Raw genomic sequence first — 22937 nt, forward strand, 5'->3', positions numbered from 1 at the left:
TTTTTCTATGGCTATGAGGACGATAATGCCTCTATCTAATAATCAGTGTTAAATCAAGACACACTTAGACCATAAATATTAAATTTCACACCATTAAAGGCATAGAAATGGTCTAAATGAGAAAACTAATGACTAACAGTATAAATAACCTGTTGGTGAGTCGCAGCCCCCACAAAAAAGGTATGCATTTTTTGCAGTGCCAGCCTAGGAAAAGGAAGATGTAGTGACAGTAACAATTTTTCAAACCCTAACATCTCATTAGCTAACTCTTTCGCTACGTCAGGACGAATCTGCGGGTTTTTATAAATATTGTCAATCAACCACGTTAATCGTGGAAATTTTGCGTTATCGTGAATCTGATAAAGGATGGGCAGCATATCATCAGATATCTGACAGCGCGCTTTGCGGATTAGACCACTTTTATAATACATATCTAGTGACATATTAGGATAATTTCCTTAGATTTTTAATACTCAGATAACCCACATATTCTTTATCTTCTTTGATATCGACACCGCCTGCATCAACGATAGGCTCAATCAACAGCTGAGCATTTGAGAGCAGATCATTCACGTTATAGATATCATCTATATCGACCTCAAACTTATCATCAATATGTGAAGCGGCGTCGAACGGCGATGCATTATCTTTAAAAGTGAACTGTTTATAAAACTCGCTTTGTTTGGCTTGCTTAATGGCCTCGGCTTGACTGGGGGCAACGATCAGAAGCTTATAATGAAACTCTTCAAAACTTCCCTGCTGATAGCCGCCCAAATTGATAAAAAACAGCTTTAAGTTAGCATCTTTGCTTACCTGCTCACCTGATTTAACCAGTTTGATCGCATAGCCATCAACTTTAGTAATCGCTCGATACGAATCAATGTGCCATTTGTTTTTGACTTCTGGCCAATGCTGATTGATATCCTCTACCAGCTCGCTGACGTGATTGGCCACGCCAAAAAAGATGTCATGCTGTTCAATCAGGCGACCTTTAGGACGGCCACCAAGTTGAGCCATATATAAAGTTAACATGTAACGCCGTCCTTATAAATTTTTCATTGTAGCTAATTTTAATTGAACATAATATCGAGCGCGTCTTATTACAATACCCGCCCTGTTTTTAAAGCAAATGCCCAATCTCTACGTTCATTTTTGAGCGCCAGTTCTGCTGCTGCTTCATGATCATAAGCGATCTTAATATGCTCAGTCTGCCAGCGTTTACCTCGCGGTGTCTCTATACAGGTTATCAGCGCGTAATTGCGCTTTTTGATATCGGCAAGCACAGCGTCAAGCGCGAAGACATTACTATGAATATCTGAAATATAGTTAGATTACTATAAAATCAATACAATAAGATTCAACGTTATTTTTCGCAGCCTCTGGAGACGCAGTCACAGCAAGCAAGAAAAATAGCGTTGAATCAAATGAATTTATTGTCCTGTATTGTTTTTATTTAGACTTGACTATAGCAGCGATTGTAATGCAATTTTTATTATTGAATGTCGTCATAATGTCTAGGGCGTGTTGAACATTCGACCATGGCACTGACAGCGACTATTTTTTAGGCGATTCGATGTTAAAAATAATAAGTTTAGTCATTCTAAGCGCTTATTTTTAACGATGAAGCGGCAAAAAAGAGTCCTGTCCCCTGCTTTTATCGTTGGGGCTGATGCTAAAATTGCCCCATACTGCGTTACAAATCTCGCTAAGGCATCTGCATTATCGTCGCTTTGTGCCTTGTCTGGAACAATTTTAGCGATCAGCAGTGCCTATTTGCGAATGTTCAACACGCCCTATTATCCCCCATAAGTTATGATGTAATAAATTAAGAGAGTATAAAAAATAAAAACCTGATGCCTCATTAATATTGGGACATCAGGTTTTATTTATCATGGTAATGCTAATGGTTCGTTAGACTTATAGTAGGAAGAAATACGCCCAACACCCAACGATAACAGTAGAGATAATATTAAGGATGACACCTGTACGTACCATCTCTGTTTGTTTGATCAAACCGGTACCAAACACGATAGCGTTTGGCGGCGTCGCAACTGGTAGCATAAAGGCACAGGACGCACCGATACCAATAATAAGTACTAAGACTTCGCTCGGTATACCCATATGCTCGGCAATTGCCGCAAATACAGGGACTAAGAGCGCAGCTGATGCCGTGTTTGATGCAAACTCTGTTAAGAAAATAATGAAGGCTGAGATTGCAAGCATCACAACCAATAGCGGTGCAGTTTGTAAGCCATTAGCAACCGTCTCACCCAGTACTAATGACGCACCTGATACTTTTAGAACATTTGATAGCGCAATACCGCCACCAAATAACATCAATACACCCCAATCTGTGTTGTCTGATACTTGTTTCCAAGACACCAGACCCAAACTCACGACCGCCACTGCTGCAAGCAATGCAACAACGGCATCTGTATCTTCGATACCAACTGCAGCACCAATTTGCTTAGAGAGTATCCAGCTCATCGCTGTCACAATAAAGACAATAATCGTCAGCACGCGCGGTTTGGTCCAATGAATAGTTTCATCTTGCTGTAGGGTCATCGTGCGGTTTAGATTAGGCTTTAGAAATAGGTACATCGCGCCCAACAATACTGGTAATAGTATTAGCATCATTGGAATACCAAATTTCATCCAATCAACAAACGCAATATCCAAGGCTTTTGCGGCGATCGCATTTGGTGGCGAGCCAACAATCGTACCCAAACCACCGAGACTTGCTGAATACGCAATACCGAGCAGTACAAACACAAATGTACCGCGATCTTCTTTACTATCGACTTGCGTCAAAATACCGAGGGCAAGCGGTAGCATCATTGCCGTTGTCGCCGTATTTGAGATCCACATTGACAAAAACGCAGTCACGCCAAAAATCAATAGTACAGCGGTACTTAGCTTACCACCTGATAACGAAAGAATTTTTAGCGCAATCTTTCTATCAAGCTTTTGTACATGTAACGCGGCCGCCAAGGCAAAACCACCAAAGAAGAGATAAATAATGGGACTGGCAAAGCTTTGCAGACCGACTTCAGCATTAAAATCAGGAATGCCAATTAATGTCCCAACCACAACCACCAAGATCGCAGTGATTGTGACGTGTATCGCCTCAGTGAGCCATAGCACGCCGATAAAAAACAGCATTGCTAGCCCTTTGTTAGCACTGACCTCAAATGGCAATACACTGTAAATAATAAAACTAATGATTGCCGCAATGGCGACCACGATCAATCCTTTTCCCGTTCCCTTTGGGAATGTATCCGTAAATAAATACTCGTTACCATCATCAGGAATATGGCTATCCAGCTTTTTCTCTGACATAAATTATCCTTATCGCATCCAAAGTGAGTATGAAGTCAAAGTTATTGCAACACACTTATTATAAGACATCATGATATTCATATAGCGAACATTACGCGCGAAAATATCATATCAGAATAACTTATATATGAATACATTTTGATTATTTTTGTTTTTTTAGGATGTCTGTTTGATTCGTTGATGATAATCACCTCTCGACTTTGTGAGATTTTTCAATAGTAACTCTCTCACTACTTTGTTCTCACTACTTTGTTCTCACTGCTTTGAATGGACGCCTTGGTTGATAAAAATTACATAAAGCATTCAAACATTTATCATTTGGGGCTATACAAGTAAAAACCGATACCACATAATCTTAGGGTTAGATAGATAATCATCAATAAAAACAAGAGGAATGACACTATGACAGATGCAAATAAAACCGATGCAACCACAAAAATGGCGCCAAAAGACATCAATCAAGATAGTCTGGCCAAAGAAGATCAACAGCGTACTGACGACTCAGCGCTAGATATGATGCAAGGTATGCATGAACATGAAGATCATCAAGAAGAAGGCGCAAAATAAAAGATGGCAGAACGGCAGATAAAGCCAGTTATCTAGTATTAACAGCAAAAATAAGGAGCGCTTGTCATGATGATGAGCGCTTTTTTAGTTTTGTTTCTCTTTGTTCTGGCAAGTGATTGGAGACATAGTTATATATAAATGCTGCTGTTAGAACAATTGCAATGGGTACAAGCAACGCATCATAGCCAACTTTGGCAAACAAAAAAGCCCCTACTGTACTGCCACCGCAGAAGCAATACCAAATAACGGCCTGAAAGCCCAATGTCGGCTTACTAATGGAGCGACCCGCAAGCCAGTTACCGATTGCTGCACCCATATCAGATGTCAGTCCTGTCAAATGAGTTGTGCGAATAACTGCTCCACTATAAGTGGCTACCATCGCGTTTTGTAATCCGCAGGCCATCGCTGCTGCCAATTGTCCGAGATAGTCATGCTGCTGATATAACCAGTAGGCAGCTATTAGTAATGCTGCTTCAAAATATAGCGCACGCCCGTAACGACGGCCTAGTGTTAAGGATGTCTGCCCAATGACAAAACCGCTTAATATTGCCCCTGCCAAAAAAGACAATAGTAGCGCTCCGATGTACAAAATACTGTGGGCGTCTGAATAAGCGATAGCTGCTGCAAACAAGCTGACATTGCCAGTGACATGCGAGACCGATAAATTGGCAAATCCCATCAATGCGGTTGTGTTCACGCAGCCAGCGCTAAATGCCAATACCGCCCCACCCCACAATATCCACTTTGGTAACTTGGTTATCATATTTGTCACCTAAAGGTCTACTGCCAAAAAGACTCATAGTATAACGAGAAAAGGCAGCCAATTGGCTGCCTTTTCAATTTCAATAGCTGAGTGAATCATTGGTAATGACCATCAACGCAAAAAATACTTAAATGATTATTGCGCTGGCTCATCCAGCATCATCAACTGCTCACTGATAGCGACGGTATTAAAACCTGCATCAACAAACATGATCTCACCCGTGATACCAGATGCCCACGGAGATAATAGGAATAGTGCTGCGTTACCTACTTCCATCTGATTGACATTACGTTGTAGTGGTGCGATTTTTTCGCTGATATCGAGCATTTTGCGGAATGATTTAATGCCACTAGCAGCTAGCGTACGAATTGGACCTGCTGAGATCGCATTGACACGGATACCTTCGCCGCCCATAGAAGTCGCTAAGTAGCGCACGCTGGCTTCAAGACTGGCTTTTGCCATACCCATGACATTGTAGTTTGGCAATACTGAGATACTGCCTTCATAAGTTAATGTCAGCATAGAACCATGACGCATTGCAAGCAACTCACGAGCTGCTTTTGCCAATGCCACAAAGCTGTAGCTAGAGATATCATGTGCTATGTGGCTGCCTTCACGCGTGGTGGCACTCACAAAGTCACCATCGAGCTGATCCATTGGGGCAAAACCAATGGCGTGTACCACACCATCAATACCATCACCCCAATGCGCGGTTACTTGCTCAAAACATGCAGCAATCGACTCATCAGAGGCGACATCACACTCTAGCACCAAATCCGCTTCGAACTGTTCGGCAGCCATGTCCACACGCTTTTTGATTTTATCATTCGGATAAGTCAGGATCAGTGAGGCGCCTTCGCGATGTAGCGCTTCTGCAATAGCCCAAGCGATAGAGAGTTTACTTGCGATGCCAGTTACGACAAATCGTTGTCCTTGCAATAGCATAAGATTTCCTTTTGAATCAATCGAGATGATTTAGAATATAGGTTTATTTAGAGTAATCAGAAAGTGACGCGTCATGAAATGATGCAAATCAAAAGATGACTTATTATACACGAATTAGTTTAAGTAAACAGTCGTAAACTGTACTTGGTTACTATCATTAGTATCGCAATAATACTAATGAAATATCATCATGGTCACCGTTCTAATTGTATCTCTGACAGCCCTATAATGACTAAACTCCGAACTACTCACCATAGCAGTATGAAGTTCAGCAGATTTCGAGTATAATCACAGCCCTTCCCAGCTTGCACAATTTTATAAGAATCCTGACATGATAGGATTCAACGTTAAGCTACACCCACATTTTGGATGGCTGCCAAACTTATGAGTAACACCCCAATAATAACCCCAGATTATAAAGAAAGTATCGAATCCTATCGCCAACTGATTGGTTCGACTGGCGAAGACTTAGATCGTCCTGGTTTATTAGACACGCCTGTACGTGCGGCAAAGGCTTTTGCTCACTTAACCAAAGGCTATCATCAAAGCATTGAAGAGGTGGTCAATGATGCGGTTTTTCCATCAGCCAATCGTGAGCTAGTACTGGTGCAAAACATTGAGTTTTATTCACTGTGCGAGCATCATATGCTACCGTTCCATGGTGTGGCGCATATCGGCTATCTGCCTGACGGCCAAGTACTGGGACTGTCGAAGTTTGCCCGTATTGTCGATATGTTTGCTCGTCGTCTACAAATACAAGAAAACCTGAGTGAACAGATTGCACAAACCATCATGGATGTTACTGGCTGTCGCGGCGTGGCGGTAGTCATGGATGCCTCGCACATGTGTATGATGATGCGCGGCGTCAGCAAACAGCATTCAACCACGCGTAGTACCGCGATGCTTGGTGAGTATCAGCACAACAATCAAGCCCGTAATGAATTTTTGGGTGCCGTCCCTAAGCGCCAACCGGCGTTTTAAACTATTAATATTTTAGGCTGTTATGAGTAACAACAAACAAAAAGGACGCTAATGCGTCCTTTTTGTTTTAGCTATACAAAGTAAGATTTCAAGTTTTAGCAAATCAAGCTCATAGTCTTTGCCGTATACGCCAGAGTCTTGCAATGATTGTTACGATAGCTAGGCCAATCATTGTAGATGATAATATGCGATTCATAAAAATCTCCCAAACATAATATCATTTAACTATCGTAACGCTTATGTATAGTTAAGTCTAAATAAAAACGATACAGGATAATAAATTCATTTGATTAAACGCTATTTTTCTTGCTTGCTGTGACTACGTCTCTAGAGGCTGCGAAAAATAGCGTTTAATCTTATTGTATCGATTTTATAGTGAACCGACTATATCAATAACACATTCCTGTATTGTTATATACTTACAATTTATTAAGTTATTTTTTATTAATTAAGTCGTAGCACAAGATAAATTACAAAATGATTTGATCATGACACAGGCTTTAGGATAGTTAACATATAGAGATAAACTATTTTATTTCAATATCTTATATTGTTTTAAACCTGTTAAAAAAGCCTATCCTCAAAAGAGTCATAGGCTTTTTTTGTCTATCATAAGTCTATCAGTACAAGTACAAGTACAATGCTATGATGCTTTCTGAGTGTCTTTATCAGCACTCTCATCACTTACTTGCTTAATTTTCGTTAAGATTTCCTTAATTTCAGCTGCTGAGAGATAGGTTGGTACGGCATAAGTATCGCTGACTTCTTTTGCTGCTGCTTTTGCAATATCATCAAAATCACTGGTCTGCATACCGCTAACGGTCGGATCAATATTTAAATTTGCGATAAGCGCTCTGACTTGTACGATGAGATGATCTGCTATTTCTTTATCACCATGACCAGCTTGGCCGTCTGCTACCATACCCGTTCTTTTTGCCAGTGCGGCCAGTCTCTGCTTGCTTGCTTTACGATTAACATCAAGCACATAAGGCAACACGATTGCATTAGCACGACCATGAGGAATGCTATAGTAGGCACCTAATTGGTGAGCAATGGCATGCACATAACCCAAGCCCGCTTTGTTAAAGGCGATACCACCATAATGGGCGGCAATTCCCATCTCTTCTCTTGCTTTTAGATTGCCACCATCTTTGTAAGCTAATGGTAGATAATGCATGACAGATTTGACGGCAGAGGCTGCATAGTAGTCCGTCTCCACGCTGGCATTGGCACTCATCCATGCTTCTAATGCATGGGTCAATACATCAATACCCGTATCAGCGGTGATGTGTGCTGGCATACCTTTCATGATAATGGGGTCAATCGCTGCGGCGAGCGGCACCATTCTTGGATCAATAGACAATGCTTTTTGGTGTGTTTTATCATCAGATATCACTGCACCAAGGGTTGCCTCTGAGCCAGTACCCGCTGTTGTAGGCACGCAATATAATGGCGCCGACGGCTTTCTTGCTTTAAGGATCCCGATCAGTTGCTGAGGCTTGCATTTATTGCCTTGAGACATAGCGATCATTTTGGCAGCATCGATCACTGAGCCGCCGCCGATGGCGATAATAGCGTCGCAATTTGCTGCTATAGATTGGCGCAGTCCTTCTTCGACTACGTTAAAAGTAGGGTCTGGTGTAATGCCATCATAGACATGATAGCTGATATTTTTTGCATCTAGATAATCAGTGACTTTTGCAGGGATACCGAGTTTGTTTAGCACGGCATCAGTGACGATAAAGACATTGGTATTGCCTTCGTTGATGAGCATGTCGCATAGCTCATTACAGGCAGCCTCACCGACAAACAACATCGGTCTTCTGATAGGTATCACGTAAGAGATTGCTTTTAGCACTTTAGCGCGTGTCTTAGCCACTGCCAAATAACCAGCATACTGCAAGCTGTTATTCTTTACTAATTTAGTAATACTGTTTTGTTTTTTCATGGGTACAAAAATCCTTTTTAATGATGATTTTAACCGCGATAACAATAGTTTGAGCTAGTTGATAAAGGCTAAACGACGTTTGCCAATAGCAGAGTAGATAAGTATATGTACAGCAAGGATGTTTGAATAAAGCAAACCACTGTCTAGCATGATTGTACCACTGCCTTTTTTGGTATGTCGCTATTATTGTGTACTGCTCGCCTTTAATAACTGCTTGGCATACGGATGCTGTGGCTGGCTAAAGATATCTTCTGTGAGCCCAGATTCCACGCATGCCCCTTGTTTTAGTACCATAATATGCTGACATAGTGCGCGGACTACTTTGAGATCATGACTGATAAAGACATAACTTATTTGCAGCTTTTGTTGAATTTCACGCAATAAACTGACCACCGTTACCTGCGTGGTACTGTCAAGCGCAGAGGTAGGCTCGTCCAATATAAGTAGGCTCGGTTTCATGATGAGTGCGCGCGCCAATGCCACGCGTTGACGTTGACCGCCGGACAGCTCATGCGGATAACGCTGCGCGAATGCTAAAGGCAAATGGACGGTAGCCAAACTCTCCATCACCGCCTGCTGACGCGCGTCTTTATCCACGCCTTGTACCAACAGTCCTTCTTCCACAATTTGCATGACCGTCATACGAGGGTTGATACTGGCAAAAGGGTCTTGAAACACCATTTGAATCTGCGAGCGAAAGTTACGTAGCACTTTTTTGGACAGTGCTGAGATATCTTGCCCATTCACCACTATCTGTCCATGCACTCGTGCTTGATTGCCAAGCAGCTGACTCAGCGCCAGTGCAATGGTGGTTTTGCCAGATCCAGACTCACCGACGATCCCTAATGCCTGCCCTTTTTGCAAGGTCATATCAACAGCTTTGACCGCATCAAACCAACGTTTTGTACTCCCAAATAGACTTTTTTCGATTGGGAATTGTACGTTGAGATTGCTCACTTTTAATACAGTTGATGGTCCATCTGCATGATCTGCTACTGGCTGTAGCGCTTGACCGAAGTCTTGCTGAATGAGCGTGCGAGTATAATCGGCTTTAGGCTGATCAAATACCGCTGACGTTTGACCCTGCTCAATCGTCTGGCCTTGGCGCATCACGATGACCTCATCACTATAGCGCCTGACCAGATTGAGATCGTGGCTGATTAATATCATCGCCATATTATGCTGGTATTTGAGATCATTCAGTAGTGCCAAAATCTCATGCTGTAATGTCACATCAAGTGCGGTGGTTGGCTCATCAGCGATCAAGATATCAGGCTGCTGAGCCAATGCCATCGCAATCATTACTCGCTGACGCTGACCACCTGACAACTCATGTGGATAACGATTCAACTTGTCAGAGGGATCCGTGATATTGACGTCATTTAGCAAGGCAATGCTGGTGGCTCGCCATTGTTTTTTGGGTACGCCGCTTAAACGCAGTGATTCAGCGATTTGTTTTGCAACGGTATGTAGCGGATTTAGCGCTGTCATCGGCTCTTGAAATACCATACCGATCCGCTGACCACGAATAGCACGTAGTGCGGCATTACGCGATTTGTCATTCGCTATCGGTAGTTGAGACATGCCTGCCGTGCTTGCCAGCTGAACCTCACCCTTAATCGTCAAATTCTCTGGTAGCAGACCTAGTAGTGCAAGACTGGCAATCGATTTGCCAGATCCTGACTCACCAACGATAGCCAGAGTTTGCCCCTGTCTTAGCTCATAAGATAATTCATCGACCAGCTGGATGCCTGTAGCAGTTGTGATACTTAGGCTATCTACTGTCAGCACGAGCTTGTCTTGCGCGCGATTAAGATTTTCAGTTGGCGCGTTGTATTGCTCGGTAGCCATAATATTATCGGTCATATCAAGAGCGCCTCGGATCAAACGCATCACGCAGTGCTTCGCCAACGAAGATGAGCAATGACAAAATAAAGGTCAAACTAAAAAACCCTGATAAAGCCAGCCAAGGGGCATCAAGGTTATTTTTTCCTTGTACCATCAGCTCACCTAAAGACGGCGAGCCAGGCGGCAACCCATAACCCAAAAAATCCAGCGCAGTCAACGCAATGATATTAGCTGTTAATATAAAAGGGAGCTGAGATAAACTTGAGGCTAACGCATTGGGCAGAATATGTCTGAGCATGATTTGGCTATCAGACACACCGAGATTGCGCGCGGCACGCACATAATCAAAATTACGAGCACGCAAAAACTCTGCTCTTACCAAACCGACCAGCCCCATCCAACCAAATAACAGCATCATGGCAAATAGCATGATAATACTGGGACTAAATAAACTGACTAAGATAATAATCATAAATAGCTGAGGCATACCGCCCCACACTTCCATAAAGCGCTGCCCTGCCAGATCTACCCAGCCGCCATAATAGCCTTGTATTGCACCGACAATAATACCGATGAGAGCACCAGCGAGCGTCAGCGCCAGACCGAACAACAATGAGACGCGCATACCATAAAGTATCCGTGTCAGCACATCGCGTCCCATATCATCAGTGCCAAGCCAGTTCTGAGCGTTTGGAGCCGCTGGATAAGGCAGACCAAGCTCGACATTGGGTGTCTGATCAGCAAACGGAATAGGCGGCATTATATAAAACCCTTGCTCATCAATCAGCGACTGCACTGCAGGATCTTTATAATTGGTTTCGGTCTCAAATACACCGCCAAATGTCGTTTCAGGATAGGCCTTTAATACCGGAAAGTAATAGTCGCCTTGATATTGCACCAGTAAAGGTTTGTCATTGGCAATGACGTTAGCTGCCATGCAAATGACAAATATCACTGCAAAAACAAACAGTGATATTACCCCAAGACGATTTTGGCGAAAGCGATTTAAACGCGCTTGCCAAATGGGGTTTAAGCGCTGCTTTTTCGGTAGCGCTACCTGAGGATTGTGCTCAGGCATTGGCGCTTTATCTGGTTCGCTATTAATAGTACTGCTCTTTGATGAAGATTGATTATTTGACATTAGCGCCCCTCAAAATCAATACGGGGATCAATTAAGTGATAGCTTAAGTCGCTGATTAATTGCAGTAGTAGCCCTACCAAGGTGAAGATAAATAGCGTGCCAAATATCACTGGATAGTCGCGTTGTTGAATGGCCTCAAAACCTAACAACCCCAACCCATCTAGTTTAAAGATAATCTCAATCAAAAAGTTACCGGCAAAGAAAATACCAACGATAGCGGCTGGGATACCTGCGATGATAATCAACATAGCATTGCGAAATACATGACCATACAACACCTGACCCTCACCCAGTCCCTTTGCGCGAGCGGTCAATACATACTGCTTGCCCAACTCTTCTAAAAAGCTAAATTTGGTCAGATACGTCAAGCCCGCAAAACCACCTACGGTACTGGCTAGCAGCGGTAGTGCCAAATGCCAAAAGTAATCTTTCACCTTACCAAGCGCGCTGAGTTGGTCAAAATTTTCGGACGTGAGCCCTTGTAGCGGGAAAATATTCCAATAGGTGCCACCTGCGAAAAATACCAATAAAATAACTGCAAAGACAAACACAGGTATCGCATGTCCAATAGCCAGCAGCATAGCAGTGAATTTATCAATGCCTGAGCCATGATGCATCGCTTTATACACCCCTAAAGGAATGGCAATCAGATAAATGAGTAGCGTACTCCAAAGACCAAGCGATATCGAGACTGGTAGCTTCTCTATAATGAGATCGGTCACCGACTGCCCTTTAAAAAACGACTCACCAAAATCTAGCTGAGCGTAGTTCTTTAACATAAGCCAAAATCGTTCTGGAGCGGATTTGTCAAAGCCATATTGAGCATTAATAGCAGCGACCATTTCCTCAGAGAGACCGCGCGTTCCTTGATAAGTGCTGTCATTGCCACCTGCACTGCCCGCGCCAATATTACCACCAAGTGCGTTATCTTTTGACCCCTGCTCAATAAGGGCAAGCTGCTGCTCAACAGGTCCGCCTGGTGCCGCTTGTACGATTACAAAGTTGGCAAGCAATATCAAAAATAGTGTCGGTAATATCAGTAGGAGTCTTTTTAAGATATAACGACCCATAATAGCGACTTCCTAAATAAAGAGAGAGGGCGATGACGACAGCAGTATATTCTTTCGTGCTAAAGGTCTACACAAATATATCTATGTATTAAAAACTTGCATTAAAAATTATTTTTGAGCTCGCGTAACGCTGCAAATACCGTCAAAGAGTTATCATCGTCGATAGTTACTTTTGATTTAACCCCTGCAATCACACTTGGCTCTTGGGTACGCAAAAATACGTTGATCGCACGCTCATGCTCTAGCGTCACTGGCAGTGTCGGCACACCTTGTGCCGTTTGTGCCTCAGCTTGCGCTAATGCTTGTTGCATTGCCTCGTTGTCAGGCTCGATAGACAATCCAAAGCGTAGGTTACTAGCCGTATACTCGTGCGCAGGATACAGTAGTGTCTCATCAGGTAATTCATTTAGACGTTTAAAACTATCATGTAACTGCTCAATCGTACCCGTAAAGACACGTCCACAACCTGCACTAAACAACGTATCCCCGCAGAAGCAGTGCTTTTGCCCATCAATATCTAAGATATAAGCCATGTGGCTGGCGGTGTGTCCTGATACGTCCCAGACTTGTGCAGAGCAGCCCCATGCACTCACCGTGCTGCCATCTTTAATAGTTTGATCCTCATCAACCCCATGCTCACTATGCGCAACCAGATGGGTCATCGGATACGACTCCTGCAATTCTGCGACACCACCAATATGATCATGATGATGATGCGTGGTCCAAATCGAGGTTAGCTCTAGTCCATGCGTCTCTAGATAATCGATAACCGGCTGGGCTTGACCTGGATCAATGACGATCGCCTGCTTATTATTTTCATTAATTAAGGTCCAAATATAATTATCATTGAACGCTTTAATGGGGTGAATACGGATACTCATGTCAAATCCTTACCAGTAGTTATTTTTTTACTCGTTATTTTGAATTATTTCGTTTTGATTTTACTTCTCGCTTTTACTGCGTGGTAACAGCCTATGCGTTTGGCAGTCAGCTATTACTAGACCAGATCCTGTCAAAAGGTACTGCTTACTGCTTCAAATATTTGTTGATGCGTCCTTCTGCTTCTTTGTCCACCCACCAGTAGTCGATGCCGACGGCGTTGGTCGGTAATGTGTCTGTATGACGGTATTGGTCCCAATAAGCAACGTTAGTGCCAGACTTACCATACAATGGTACGACATAATGACCCGCTCGCAACAACCGATCAAGCACCTGCGTATATAACACAATTTCGTCACGATTTTTGGCATTACCAAGATTAGCAACCACCTCATCGACGGCTGCATTTTTGATACCAGCACTATTGTGATTGCCAGGCTCATCAGCCGCCGCACTACCCCAAAATGCAGCCTGCTCAGCACCAGGCGATAGACTTTGGGCAAACACATCGACGACCATATCATAATCAAAACGGCGCGTTCGCTCATAATATTGCGGCCCATCCACTTGGCGCAAGGTTGCCTCAAACCCTAAGCGTTTTAAATTACGAATATAAGGCAACAAGACACGGCCCATGGTCTCACCTGTCATCAAAATTTCAATTTGGGCGGGCTGACCATTCGGTTGATATAGCTTCATATCATCATAATAAAATCCAGCATCTAGCAATAACTGCCGCGCTTTTAGTAATCCTTGTCGATTAAAGCCATTGCCATCACTGCTGGGTAGCTGCCATTCTGCTAAGACGGCTTTACGCTGAATCGGTTCAAGCTTAGACAATAAAGGCGTTAACACCTGCATCTCTTCACTAGACGGTGTACCAGTTGCCGCAAGCTCCGACCCGTGAAAGAAGCTCTGCAAACGTTCGTACTGTCCATGAAATAATGTCTTATTCATCCATTCAAAATCATAAGCAGCCGTTAGGGCTTGGCGCACCCGAATGTCCTGAAAGATTGGGCGGCGCAAATTCATCACCAATGCCTGCATGGGCACTGGGTTTTGACTGGTTATGGTCTCTTTTTTGATAAGACCTGCTTTCACTGCAGGAAAATCATAACCACTCACCCAATTTGATGCTTTGTTTTCGGGGCGAAAACGGTACTGGCCAGATTTAAATCCTTCAAAGGCAATCTCATCGCTTTGATAATAAACGAACTTAATCATGTCAAAATTATAACGACCACGATTGACCATCAAATCACGACCCCAGTAATTGGGATCACGTATGTAGCTTACTGAACGCCCCGCATCGACACGTCCCAGCTTATAAGGCCCACTACCCATTAAGGGTGTCAGGCTGATCTTTTCAAAATCAGCCTCAATTGAGGATTTGGCAAAAACAGGAAACTGCCCAACCGTCAGTAGGATTTCTTTGTTTTCAGCGGAGGCAAAGACAAATTTGACTTGCTGCTCGTCGATGACTTGAACGGCTTTGATATCAGCCAAATAGCTACGAATAGACATCGGACCTTTGTTTAATATTGCATCAAAAGTCGCTTTGACATCATGACTGGTCACAGGCGTCCCATCCCAAAAACGGGCAGCAGGATTGATGTGATAGACAATCCAGCTGGTATCGTCTGGATCATAGGTTACCTTACTTGCCAGCTGTGGATACATGGTAAACGCTTCATTTAACGAACCTGTCATCAAGGTATCATACAGATAGTCGGTGCCGATCATTGGCACGCCCGTGGTCATCCACTTATTGGCACTATTAAAGGTACCACGCGCATCTAGCGAAAGCGTGCCTCCTGAAGGCGCTTTTGGATTGGCATAGGGCATGTAAGGCGCATTGATGTATTTCGTAGGACTGTTATGTCCAAGCGCTGTCGTTGTGATAGGCGCCGCAATACTGCTCGATATCCAGCTGACAGTGATGGCTAGCAAAACAGCTTTTAGCAGAGCATTTTTTCTTATCATAACGTTATAACAAACCTCTATGCTAACCAATGCGAGTATCAAAAATTAAGCGCTGACGGCAAAATAGCCTGATAGCAAAATTTCATCATAACAAACTTAGGTTTTTTAACCTAATATTTTGCCATGTTACGCGGCGTCAGTGCGACATCCATCAGTATGACATCATTGGTATAGTGAAACCATTATAAAAATGGTATAGCAAGATTAAACGCTATTTTTCGCAGCCTCTGGATACGCAGTTACAGCAAGCAAGAAAAGCAGCGTTTAATCGAGCGCGTTTCCTATGCTGTATCAATTTTATTGAGGTTCTACTATATTAGATGTAATGGCAGCAGATATTGAACGCTTTTTACTCAAACTGTGCATCGATCAATATACTCATAAAAAAAGACGCAACTTATAAAAGCGGCGTCTTTTATTTTAAAGTCTAGTATGACCTATGCATGCTTTTTCTCAAACGCTATCATAAAATCAACCAACTGCTGTACCCACTCAAGTGGCACGGCGTTGTAAATACTGGCTCGCATACCGCCTACGTCACGATGGCCTTTTAGATTAAGTAGGCCAGCTTTTTCTGACTCTTCTAAGAACACTTTATCAAGGCTGCTGTCTGCTAAAGTAAATGGCACGTTCATGATAGAGCGATACTGAGGATCGACTGGGTTGTGATAAAAACTGCTCTCATCGATTGTCTTATAAAGTAAATCGGCTTTTTGCTGGTTGATTTTGCCAATAGCAGCCACACCACCCTGCGCTTCCAACCAATCAAATACCAGTCCTGCTAAGTACCAAGAGTACGTCGCTGGCGTGTTAGACATAGACTCTTTGTCTGCTTGGTGCTCATAATTCAGTAGCATAGGACACCATGCGCTAGCCTGCCCCAACAGATCATCACGGATGATTGCAATGACCAAACCTGCAGGACCGATGTTCTTTTGGGCACCTGCATAGATCATACCAAATTTAGACACGTCTATCGGCTGTGACAAGATACAAGATGACATATCGGCAATGATTGGCGCGTCTACTTGTGGTGGCTCAAATATCTGTATACCATGGATAGTCTCATTGGCACAGTAGTGAAAATAAGCGGCATCGTCACTCACATTCCACTCACTTTGGGCGGGTACAGTCGTAAAGTTGTCCTCTTTGCCAGTCGCGACCAAGTTAATCTTACCCAGACCAAGTGCTTCATAGCGCTGGGCTTCTTTAATCGCCTTACCTGACCATGCACCCGTCGTCAAATAATCGCCGCGTCCACCATTGAGCAGGTTCAATGGAATGGCAGAAAACTGCAAGCTAGCGCCGCCTTGCAAAAACAGCACTTTATAGTTGTCTGGTATCTCCATAAGCGTGCGTAGCTTAGCTTCTGCTTTGTCAGTAATCGCCATGTACTCTTTACTACGGTGGCTGACTTCCATGACCGATAGGCCGCGACCTTGCCAGTCGAGCAATTCGCTCTGAGCACGCTCCAATACGGATGTTGGCATGGCGGCAGGGCCAGCACAGAAGTTTGGCAGACGATGCGGCTTACTACTATTAGTATTAGCAGTGGGTGTAGACGTTTGGGTTATAGACATAATCACAGTCCTAGGTATGATGAAATAAAGAAGCGACCTTTATTTCAGTTTGTTGATAAAAAAATTTACATCGATATCAGTTTTAATATCACTCAATGAGATATGCGCTCCCACAGCTGACGTTTAGCATCACTATCTACAATCATGTCATCTAATGTAGGCACAGTCATAAGGTTGGGGTGCTGAAGACCTTCAGGTAGTACTGTTAAAGCAGCAACTTTTATCTCTTCGCGCAGACCAATTCTAAAGACATATCCAGCAAGGCTGGCATTGGCAAGCTCTACTGTGTCCATACCGGCGCAAATCGGAAATGAGGTCGTCTCATGAGTCATTGAGAGTGCTTGAGTGATATTATTCCATAGCTTTTGGCTATCACTATTAAGTGCCTGAATATCAACCAATATCACCCAATCCCCATAGCGTCCACCTTGTAAGCTAAATGGTGCTACCTTTTTCAAGCTGTCGTCATTTACACTATCACTATTATGACTGCTTTGAGATAATTGCTGTGGCGCAATAGGCGCAGTTGTTGACTGCACCACTTCATCTATAAAAAATGCGGCGGTTTGGTTTGATTCGATATCTGGACTATTGTGAAGACGAGGTGCATCTGAAGTAGCAGATATCTCATTGCTCACACTATCAAAACTATAGGTGACTGGGCTTTGCTCGGTGGCTGCCTGTTCATGAATACCTAGACCATGAGCATCGTTATTCACATCATCATGGTTGCTGCTATAAGAGTCATTCGTATCATAACCACTGGTCGGCTGAACGACTGTCTCTACAGCAGCTCCAGCACTCGCGGATTCAGTATCAATAGAGCCACTATTTGAGTGCTCAACCGAATCTATCGTGATATCCGCTATATTTACGGTACTTGACTCAGGCCGCACCCATTGATTGATACCCATCATCGCTAGGATTTGGCGCTGCTGCACACGGCGCTGCAATACACTTAGCGGGTCTTGGATATCACTCATACGACTCTACTATCCTAATTATGTTGTCTATATAGTTTTTTAGATGATTTTGGTAGTTCTTATCAAAAAAGCTGCCGTACGCCTAGCCAGCGCTCTGACATTGCGATCAGGCAATCATATTCATCTTGGCTGATTATCGTATCGTGTAACATCACGGTATGCAATGTACTTAGCCATTGTCGATACTCATGATGAGCAGGTCTTATCGTGCTATCGTCATTATAATCTATTTGACTACCATCCTGTTGTCTCTCTGGATAATTAGTACTACCCAAAGTATTTATGGGGCGATTGATAGAATGAATAGTAGAAATAGGAACCGCAGCAATAATCGCTAATAATTGAATACTATTTAAGTGTTGTGCCGTTAATAACAACCATTGCAAATTGACATCGCTCACTGTCGTCAAATCAATATAAACCAAACGCGCATGACGTCTTAAATCTACAATGTAATGCGCCACACTCTCATCACCTTCACTCAATAATGAGCGCTCATATATTGAGATCATCTGGCCTTTAGCGTCTTTTGATAGGCGATACGCCAGTAAAACTATTTCCGAAATCTGAGCATTGCTCAGTGCTTCAAATACTTGACCTGAAGGATCTAGCTGTACCCTTACGCCTTCTATACCAGTTTTGAGTGTCTGTGATGATAGAGCTTGCGTATCCGTATCGTGTAAAACCTCAGACAATATCGGTAGTAACTGCTGTAATTGTAACGCTTGCCATAATGACAGTATGGATGATTTTTGCCTCTCTACAGCTAATGAATGATTGAATGAATTCGCTGCCGAGTAAGAGCGATCACTCGATATTTTTTGATCTACAGAATCACAAGCTAAGCTTTTAGTTAAGTCAGATGTCAGCTGTTGGTGAAATAACTCAACCATACCTTGTTGGTAACGCAACAACATCGTACGGCATTTTGCTTGTTTTTTATAGTACTGATCGCTTTCGTGACTGTGTTCGCTGTCACTTCTAAGCTTTAATTTTTTGATATGTATTTCAGATAAGTCATGACGACGTAACTGGGCTAATGCAAATACAATCAAAGCACTGTCCAAACGTCTATCCAAATTGGCCACTATGGCCAGTAGCTTAGCATCTATCCTATGGGGTAATACTTGCTTATGACTAGTAGAGTCACTTTCAATAGAAAAGCCCTCACCCCAAATATCTGCCAAACCATATAATGCATTTGTTGACAATGGTTGATGCTGATGGCAAAGCATGACTGCTTCTATTAGCGCTTGTGCACCAAGTGGATGATAAATATGATCGAGTACATATTGCGGGAGTGACACCTTTTGAATATCGCTCGCTTCAATTAATGTATCTTCTGGTAGGTGAGCGTCAGGTCTGGCCTGCCAAGGCTTCAGCAAATTATCGGTATCTATTGGTGCTATTTCTACCTGCAAGCGACCATCGATAATGGTATCTACCTCTTTAGTGAACTCAAGACCTTTATCTGTCTGGCTTTCACTGTTACTTGCAGTGTTATTAAAAATAGCGTTCTGCTTATGGTTTTCTTCTGCATCAATATCGAACAATGATCGATGCGGCAATTGAGACTTTTGAGACTTTTTCTGTGAATTTTTGCTTAGGCTATTTTTTATTACAGCTCCCCAATCACCTAGATGGCGCTGCCGATATATTTCTTTTATCTTCTGCTGATTGATCCGCTTTTCTTTAACGACTTGTACGGCAAACTTACGATAGGCATCAGCATTAATAGCACTCATACGCTCCGTCAAGCTTGGATGAGTGGCAAACCAAGACACATCACCCAAGTCCGCGCCACTACTGGCAAAGAAAAAATGGCTGAGTCCGTTGATATCAGCAACACTCGATAATCGTGAGCCCAGTGAATCTTGGTGAATAGCTTTTAAGGTTTCTATGATCGCAGGCGAGCGCGTTAATTGTACGCTGGTTGCATCAGCAAGTAACTCACGCTCACGATTAAAGCTGTGTTTGATTAGCTGGGCACTTGCCATACTCGAGAAGCTCAGACCATGGAGCAGTAGTGTCCAGACACTACGGGGTGCTCTGTGAGGCATCGCTGGTGTATTTTGTACCCATCTAGACTGATGCTGGTGAGACTGCTGTTGCCAGTACGCTACCCACTCGCTGTGGGTCGTAAAGTGATTAGTCTGAGCTTCGGTATTGCGCGCGCGTCCATCAACGTGTCTCTGTGATAGAGGAATATCGGTGGCAACTGTATTGTCAGAATAGCGAGTATTAGGAATGGGATCGCTCCAATCATATAGAATCTGTAGGCCAGCCAGTACCACCATCAGCTGTAGATTGAACGTGGCATCCCCATGCAAGATATGACCATACTCATGACCAATCAGCCCATATAATGCTTTATCAGACAATTTATCTAGCGCGCCTTGGGTCACGATAAGCACCATATCTTGACGATGGCGACCCGCGACAAAGCCATTGATTCCTTGCTCATTGGGTAGTACGTATAAGAGAGGCGCAGACAAACCTGACGCAATCGCTAACTGATGGGCAATTTCATAATAACGACGATAGACTGGTGGGAAATCACGCTCGCTTCGTACTGCTATATGATGTGAGCGATAGTGAACTTTTTCTTTGATTTCATATTGATGCGCGACCCCATGACTGTGCTCCCATGGTTCCTGACTGTTATCAATAAACAGTCTGACCGCCCCTACTCGCTGGGCAATAGCGCGTCCCCCCGCTCGCAAGCGCCGATATTCTAAAAAACTCCCACCAACGAAACTGCCTACTATAAAGAGAATGACTAGCATCAATACCCAATGATATATACCACCCGTGAATATCGTTAACAGCAGTCCCATGATAGCCAGTGCCACCACGATATGGGCGAGCACAATAAGGAAAAACAGCCCATACAGTAATAGACTGCGCCGTGTACGTATCCGCTGTTCACCAAAAAAATCCATTAACTGGGCTGCCTAACCTTGGCCAAATTTATCTAAATCTTAGCCCAGATTAACATTCGGTGCTTTAGCAATGACATCTCTGTCTGCAAATACCAAGGGGCTAAGCGGACGAAAACCAAAGGTTGTACTGACAAGATTGTTAGGGAACACTTCACGATCATTATTATAAAACATCACACTATCGTTATAGTGCTGACGAGCAAAACCGATTCTGTTTTCGGTATTGGTCAGCTCATCCATCAACTCTTTGATCATACTGTCCGCTTTAAGCTCAGGATAGGCTTCTACCACTGCCGAAAACTGACTCAACGCTTTGGACAACATGCCTTCTGCTTTGGCAAATAGTGCCATGTGCTCTTTTGAGTCTGGCTGATGCTTATGCGAGTCTTGTAGGTTTTGAGCATGATTACGTGCGCTAATAACTCGTGTCAGTGTCTCTTCCTCATGAGTCAGGTAACGCTTAGCTGTTTCGACTAGATTTGGAATCAAATCATGGCGACGTTTGAGCTGCACATCTATCTGCGCAAAGCCGTTCTTTGCTTGGTTACGTGCACGCACCAATTTATTAAATATGGACACCCCAAACATAACGATTAGCACCACAAATATAATGAACAGCCAAACAAACATCTTCATAACCAAACCTCAAAGTGTCTAGAATGTTATTAAAACTTAATACATTGTATTTTAACGCATATTAATCAATGACGCTTTTAATTTAAATAAGAAATCGAATGAAATTTTAGACAAAAAAAAGCCCTTTACAATGAAGGGCTTAATACAGAATACCGGTATATTAGGTACTTTATTAGAATATCTATCAAATTTTAGGCAAAAAAAAGCGACTCCATCAGCACATCCTCGGCACACATCAAATCTATTACCGTTGCTACCTTCCGGTCCTGGCGGGATTCATAGAACAATGTTGCGAGGCTACCAATGGAGCCACCGGATGAGATTATACAAGGATTTTTTAATTTTACAACCCCTATCTCAAAACTGTTTGTTTTAATCGAAAAATAACCCAGTAACCTAGCTCACAAAATTCTCACAGCAACTTATACAGATTTTGTTATTTTAGTGAATGAAGTTGCACACATGTCAACACTTAAAAATAAGAGGTACAACTTCCTTTGTAAATACCTTTTGAAAGTATTCATATGAATACCCTTAACATTGATTTAGGAGATAACCATGAAAAATGCTCTATTGAATAAACTGGCCATCGCTTCTGGTACTGCTTGTTTAATGACAGCCATGATAGGTAGCGCCCATGCAGAGCCAACAGGCTATGACCAACTGACGTTTCAGACAGAAGTAAAAGAAGAAATCCAAAACGATGAAGTACGTGCCAGCTTATATAAAAAGGCTCAGGCAACGGATGCCAAAACTTTAGCCACGATGCTTAATACGTCAATCAATAATGCCATGAAAATTGCCAAACGCTACCCAAGCGTGACTGTGAGCACTGGGCAGCAGCGTACCTATCCACGCTATGACAAAAACGACAAAATCATTGGTTGGACAGGTCAAGCAAACATAGACTTGAAAAGTACAGACTTTGCAGCAATCAGTCAGCTGATTGCGGATTTACAAGAAACCTTAGTCATGGATAATCTTAATTTTGGGGTTTCAGACACCAAAAAAGATGCATTAGAGCAAAAACTAATGACAGAAGCGTCTCGCGCCTTCCAGCAGCAGGCCAAAAACCTGACGCGCGCTTGGAATGCACGCGGCTATCGCGTCGTGAATGTTAATTTGAATACCGGTAGCAACTATCCACGCCCAATGTATAGCGCTATGAGCATGAAATCAGGCATGGCAGACGAGTCGGTACCAAGCCAAAGCTTTGAGTCTGGTAATAGCACTATCTCAGTGACTGCCAATGGTACCATTGAGCTGACCAAATAAGTAAATGACAACAGGCTTATTTAAAGCTCAGTAGAAGCAATACATAAAAAGGGCAGA

19 protein-coding genes and 1 other RNA gene are annotated in these 22937 nt (G+C 43.1%); 3 read left to right on the forward strand and 17 right to left on the reverse strand.

Annotated elements, in window-relative coordinates; translation table 11 throughout:
* Positions 1-125: 125 nt before the first annotated feature.
* The 4 genes from CUR83_RS07355 to CUR83_RS07370 all read right to left on the reverse strand — a co-directional run bounded on the left by CUR83_RS07355 (position 126) and on the right by CUR83_RS07370 (position 3339).
* Complete coding sequence (locus CUR83_RS07355; protein ID WP_071001607.1) at positions 126-443, reverse strand: hypothetical protein; 318 nt, start codon at positions 441-443, stop codon at positions 126-128.
* 1 nt (position 444) lies between these two features.
* Positions 445-1032, reverse strand: coding sequence for a DUF1543 domain-containing protein (locus CUR83_RS07360; RefSeq protein WP_071001608.1), 588 nt, complete (start codon positions 1030-1032; stop codon positions 445-447).
* A gap of 68 nt (positions 1033-1100) precedes the next feature.
* A complete protein-coding gene (locus tag CUR83_RS07365) occupies positions 1101-1283 on the reverse strand; it encodes a hypothetical protein (RefSeq protein ID WP_071001609.1) in 183 nt (60 codons plus the stop codon).
* 634 nt (positions 1284-1917) lie between these two features.
* Entirely contained in the window at positions 1918-3339 is a 1422-nt protein-coding gene (locus CUR83_RS07370; RefSeq protein ID WP_071001610.1) for an SLC13 family permease, read from the reverse strand.
* Positions 3340-3741: 402 nt separating this feature from the next.
* Between CUR83_RS07370 and CUR83_RS07375 the strand changes: the two genes are divergently transcribed.
* Positions 3742-3906 (forward strand): hypothetical protein, encoded by a 165-nt coding sequence (locus CUR83_RS07375; protein ID WP_167669405.1) that lies wholly within the window; start codon positions 3742-3744, stop codon positions 3904-3906.
* Positions 3907-3970: 64 nt separating this feature from the next.
* Here CUR83_RS07375 and CUR83_RS07380 read toward each other — a convergent pair whose 3' ends face one another.
* Positions 3971-4669, reverse strand: a complete 699-nt coding sequence (locus CUR83_RS07380; protein ID WP_093070797.1) for a YoaK family protein — start codon at positions 4667-4669, stop codon at positions 3971-3973.
* A gap of 135 nt (positions 4670-4804) precedes the next feature.
* Positions 4805-5614 carry an enoyl-ACP reductase FabI gene (locus CUR83_RS07385; RefSeq protein WP_075107468.1) on the reverse strand — a complete coding sequence of 270 codons (810 nt, stop codon included), beginning with the start codon at positions 5612-5614 and terminating at the stop codon, positions 4805-4807.
* Positions 5615-5998: 384 nt separating this feature from the next.
* Here CUR83_RS07385 and folE point away from each other — a divergent pair, with 384 nt between their 5' ends.
* Positions 5999-6595 carry a GTP cyclohydrolase I FolE gene (gene folE / locus CUR83_RS07390; RefSeq protein WP_186474442.1) on the forward strand — a complete coding sequence of 199 codons (597 nt, stop codon included), beginning with the start codon at positions 5999-6001 and terminating at the stop codon, positions 6593-6595.
* Between the two features lie 643 nt (positions 6596-7238).
* On the opposite strand, the gene CUR83_RS07395 is transcribed toward folE, so the two are convergent.
* From CUR83_RS07395 to ffs, 11 genes are all read right to left on the reverse strand, one after another.
* Entirely contained in the window at positions 7239-8543 is a 1305-nt protein-coding gene (locus CUR83_RS07395; protein ID WP_093070795.1) for an iron-containing alcohol dehydrogenase, read from the reverse strand.
* Between the two features lie 183 nt (positions 8544-8726).
* Entirely contained in the window at positions 8727-10394 is a 1668-nt protein-coding gene (locus CUR83_RS07400) for an ABC transporter ATP-binding protein (RefSeq protein WP_071003609.1), read from the reverse strand.
* A gap of 16 nt (positions 10395-10410) precedes the next feature.
* Positions 10411-11469: an ABC transporter permease gene (locus CUR83_RS07405; RefSeq protein ID WP_071003610.1), complete on the reverse strand. Its 1059-nt coding sequence runs from the start codon at positions 11467-11469 to the stop codon at positions 10411-10413.
* 62 nt (positions 11470-11531) lie between these two features.
* Positions 11532-12602 (reverse strand): microcin C ABC transporter permease YejB, encoded by a 1071-nt coding sequence (yejB, locus tag CUR83_RS07410; protein ID WP_093070793.1) that lies wholly within the window; start codon positions 12600-12602, stop codon positions 11532-11534.
* Between the two features lie 101 nt (positions 12603-12703).
* A complete protein-coding gene (gloB, locus tag CUR83_RS07415; protein WP_093070791.1) occupies positions 12704-13483 on the reverse strand; it encodes a hydroxyacylglutathione hydrolase in 780 nt (259 codons plus the stop codon).
* A gap of 145 nt (positions 13484-13628) precedes the next feature.
* Positions 13629-15461 (reverse strand): extracellular solute-binding protein, encoded by a 1833-nt coding sequence (locus CUR83_RS07420; RefSeq protein ID WP_093070822.1) that lies wholly within the window; start codon positions 15459-15461, stop codon positions 13629-13631.
* Positions 15462-15901: 440 nt separating this feature from the next.
* Positions 15902-17044: a 3-phosphoserine/phosphohydroxythreonine transaminase gene (gene serC / locus CUR83_RS07425; RefSeq protein ID WP_284719384.1), complete on the reverse strand. Its 1143-nt coding sequence runs from the start codon at positions 17042-17044 to the stop codon at positions 15902-15904.
* A 92-nt stretch (positions 17045-17136) separates the two neighbouring features.
* Positions 17137-18027, reverse strand: a complete 891-nt coding sequence (locus tag CUR83_RS07430) for a DNA polymerase III subunit psi (RefSeq protein ID WP_093070785.1) — start codon at positions 18025-18027, stop codon at positions 17137-17139.
* Between the two features lie 62 nt (positions 18028-18089).
* Positions 18090-20969: a M48 family metalloprotease gene (locus tag CUR83_RS07435; protein WP_284719385.1), complete on the reverse strand. Its 2880-nt coding sequence runs from the start codon at positions 20967-20969 to the stop codon at positions 18090-18092.
* A gap of 39 nt (positions 20970-21008) precedes the next feature.
* Positions 21009-21605, reverse strand: a complete 597-nt coding sequence (locus CUR83_RS07440; protein ID WP_071001620.1) for a LemA family protein — start codon at positions 21603-21605, stop codon at positions 21009-21011.
* Between the two features lie 209 nt (positions 21606-21814).
* Positions 21815-21911, reverse strand: an RNA gene (gene ffs, locus CUR83_RS07445) — signal recognition particle sRNA small type.
* A 252-nt stretch (positions 21912-22163) separates the two neighbouring features.
* Between ffs and CUR83_RS07450 the strand changes: the two genes are divergently transcribed.
* Entirely contained in the window at positions 22164-22880 is a 717-nt protein-coding gene (locus tag CUR83_RS07450) for an SIMPL domain-containing protein (RefSeq protein WP_093070777.1), read from the forward strand.
* The last annotated feature ends 57 nt before the right edge of the window (positions 22881-22937 follow it).

The organism is Psychrobacter pocilloporae, assembly GCF_029872915.1.
Lineage (GTDB): Bacteria > Pseudomonadota > Gammaproteobacteria > Pseudomonadales > Moraxellaceae > Psychrobacter > Psychrobacter pacificensis.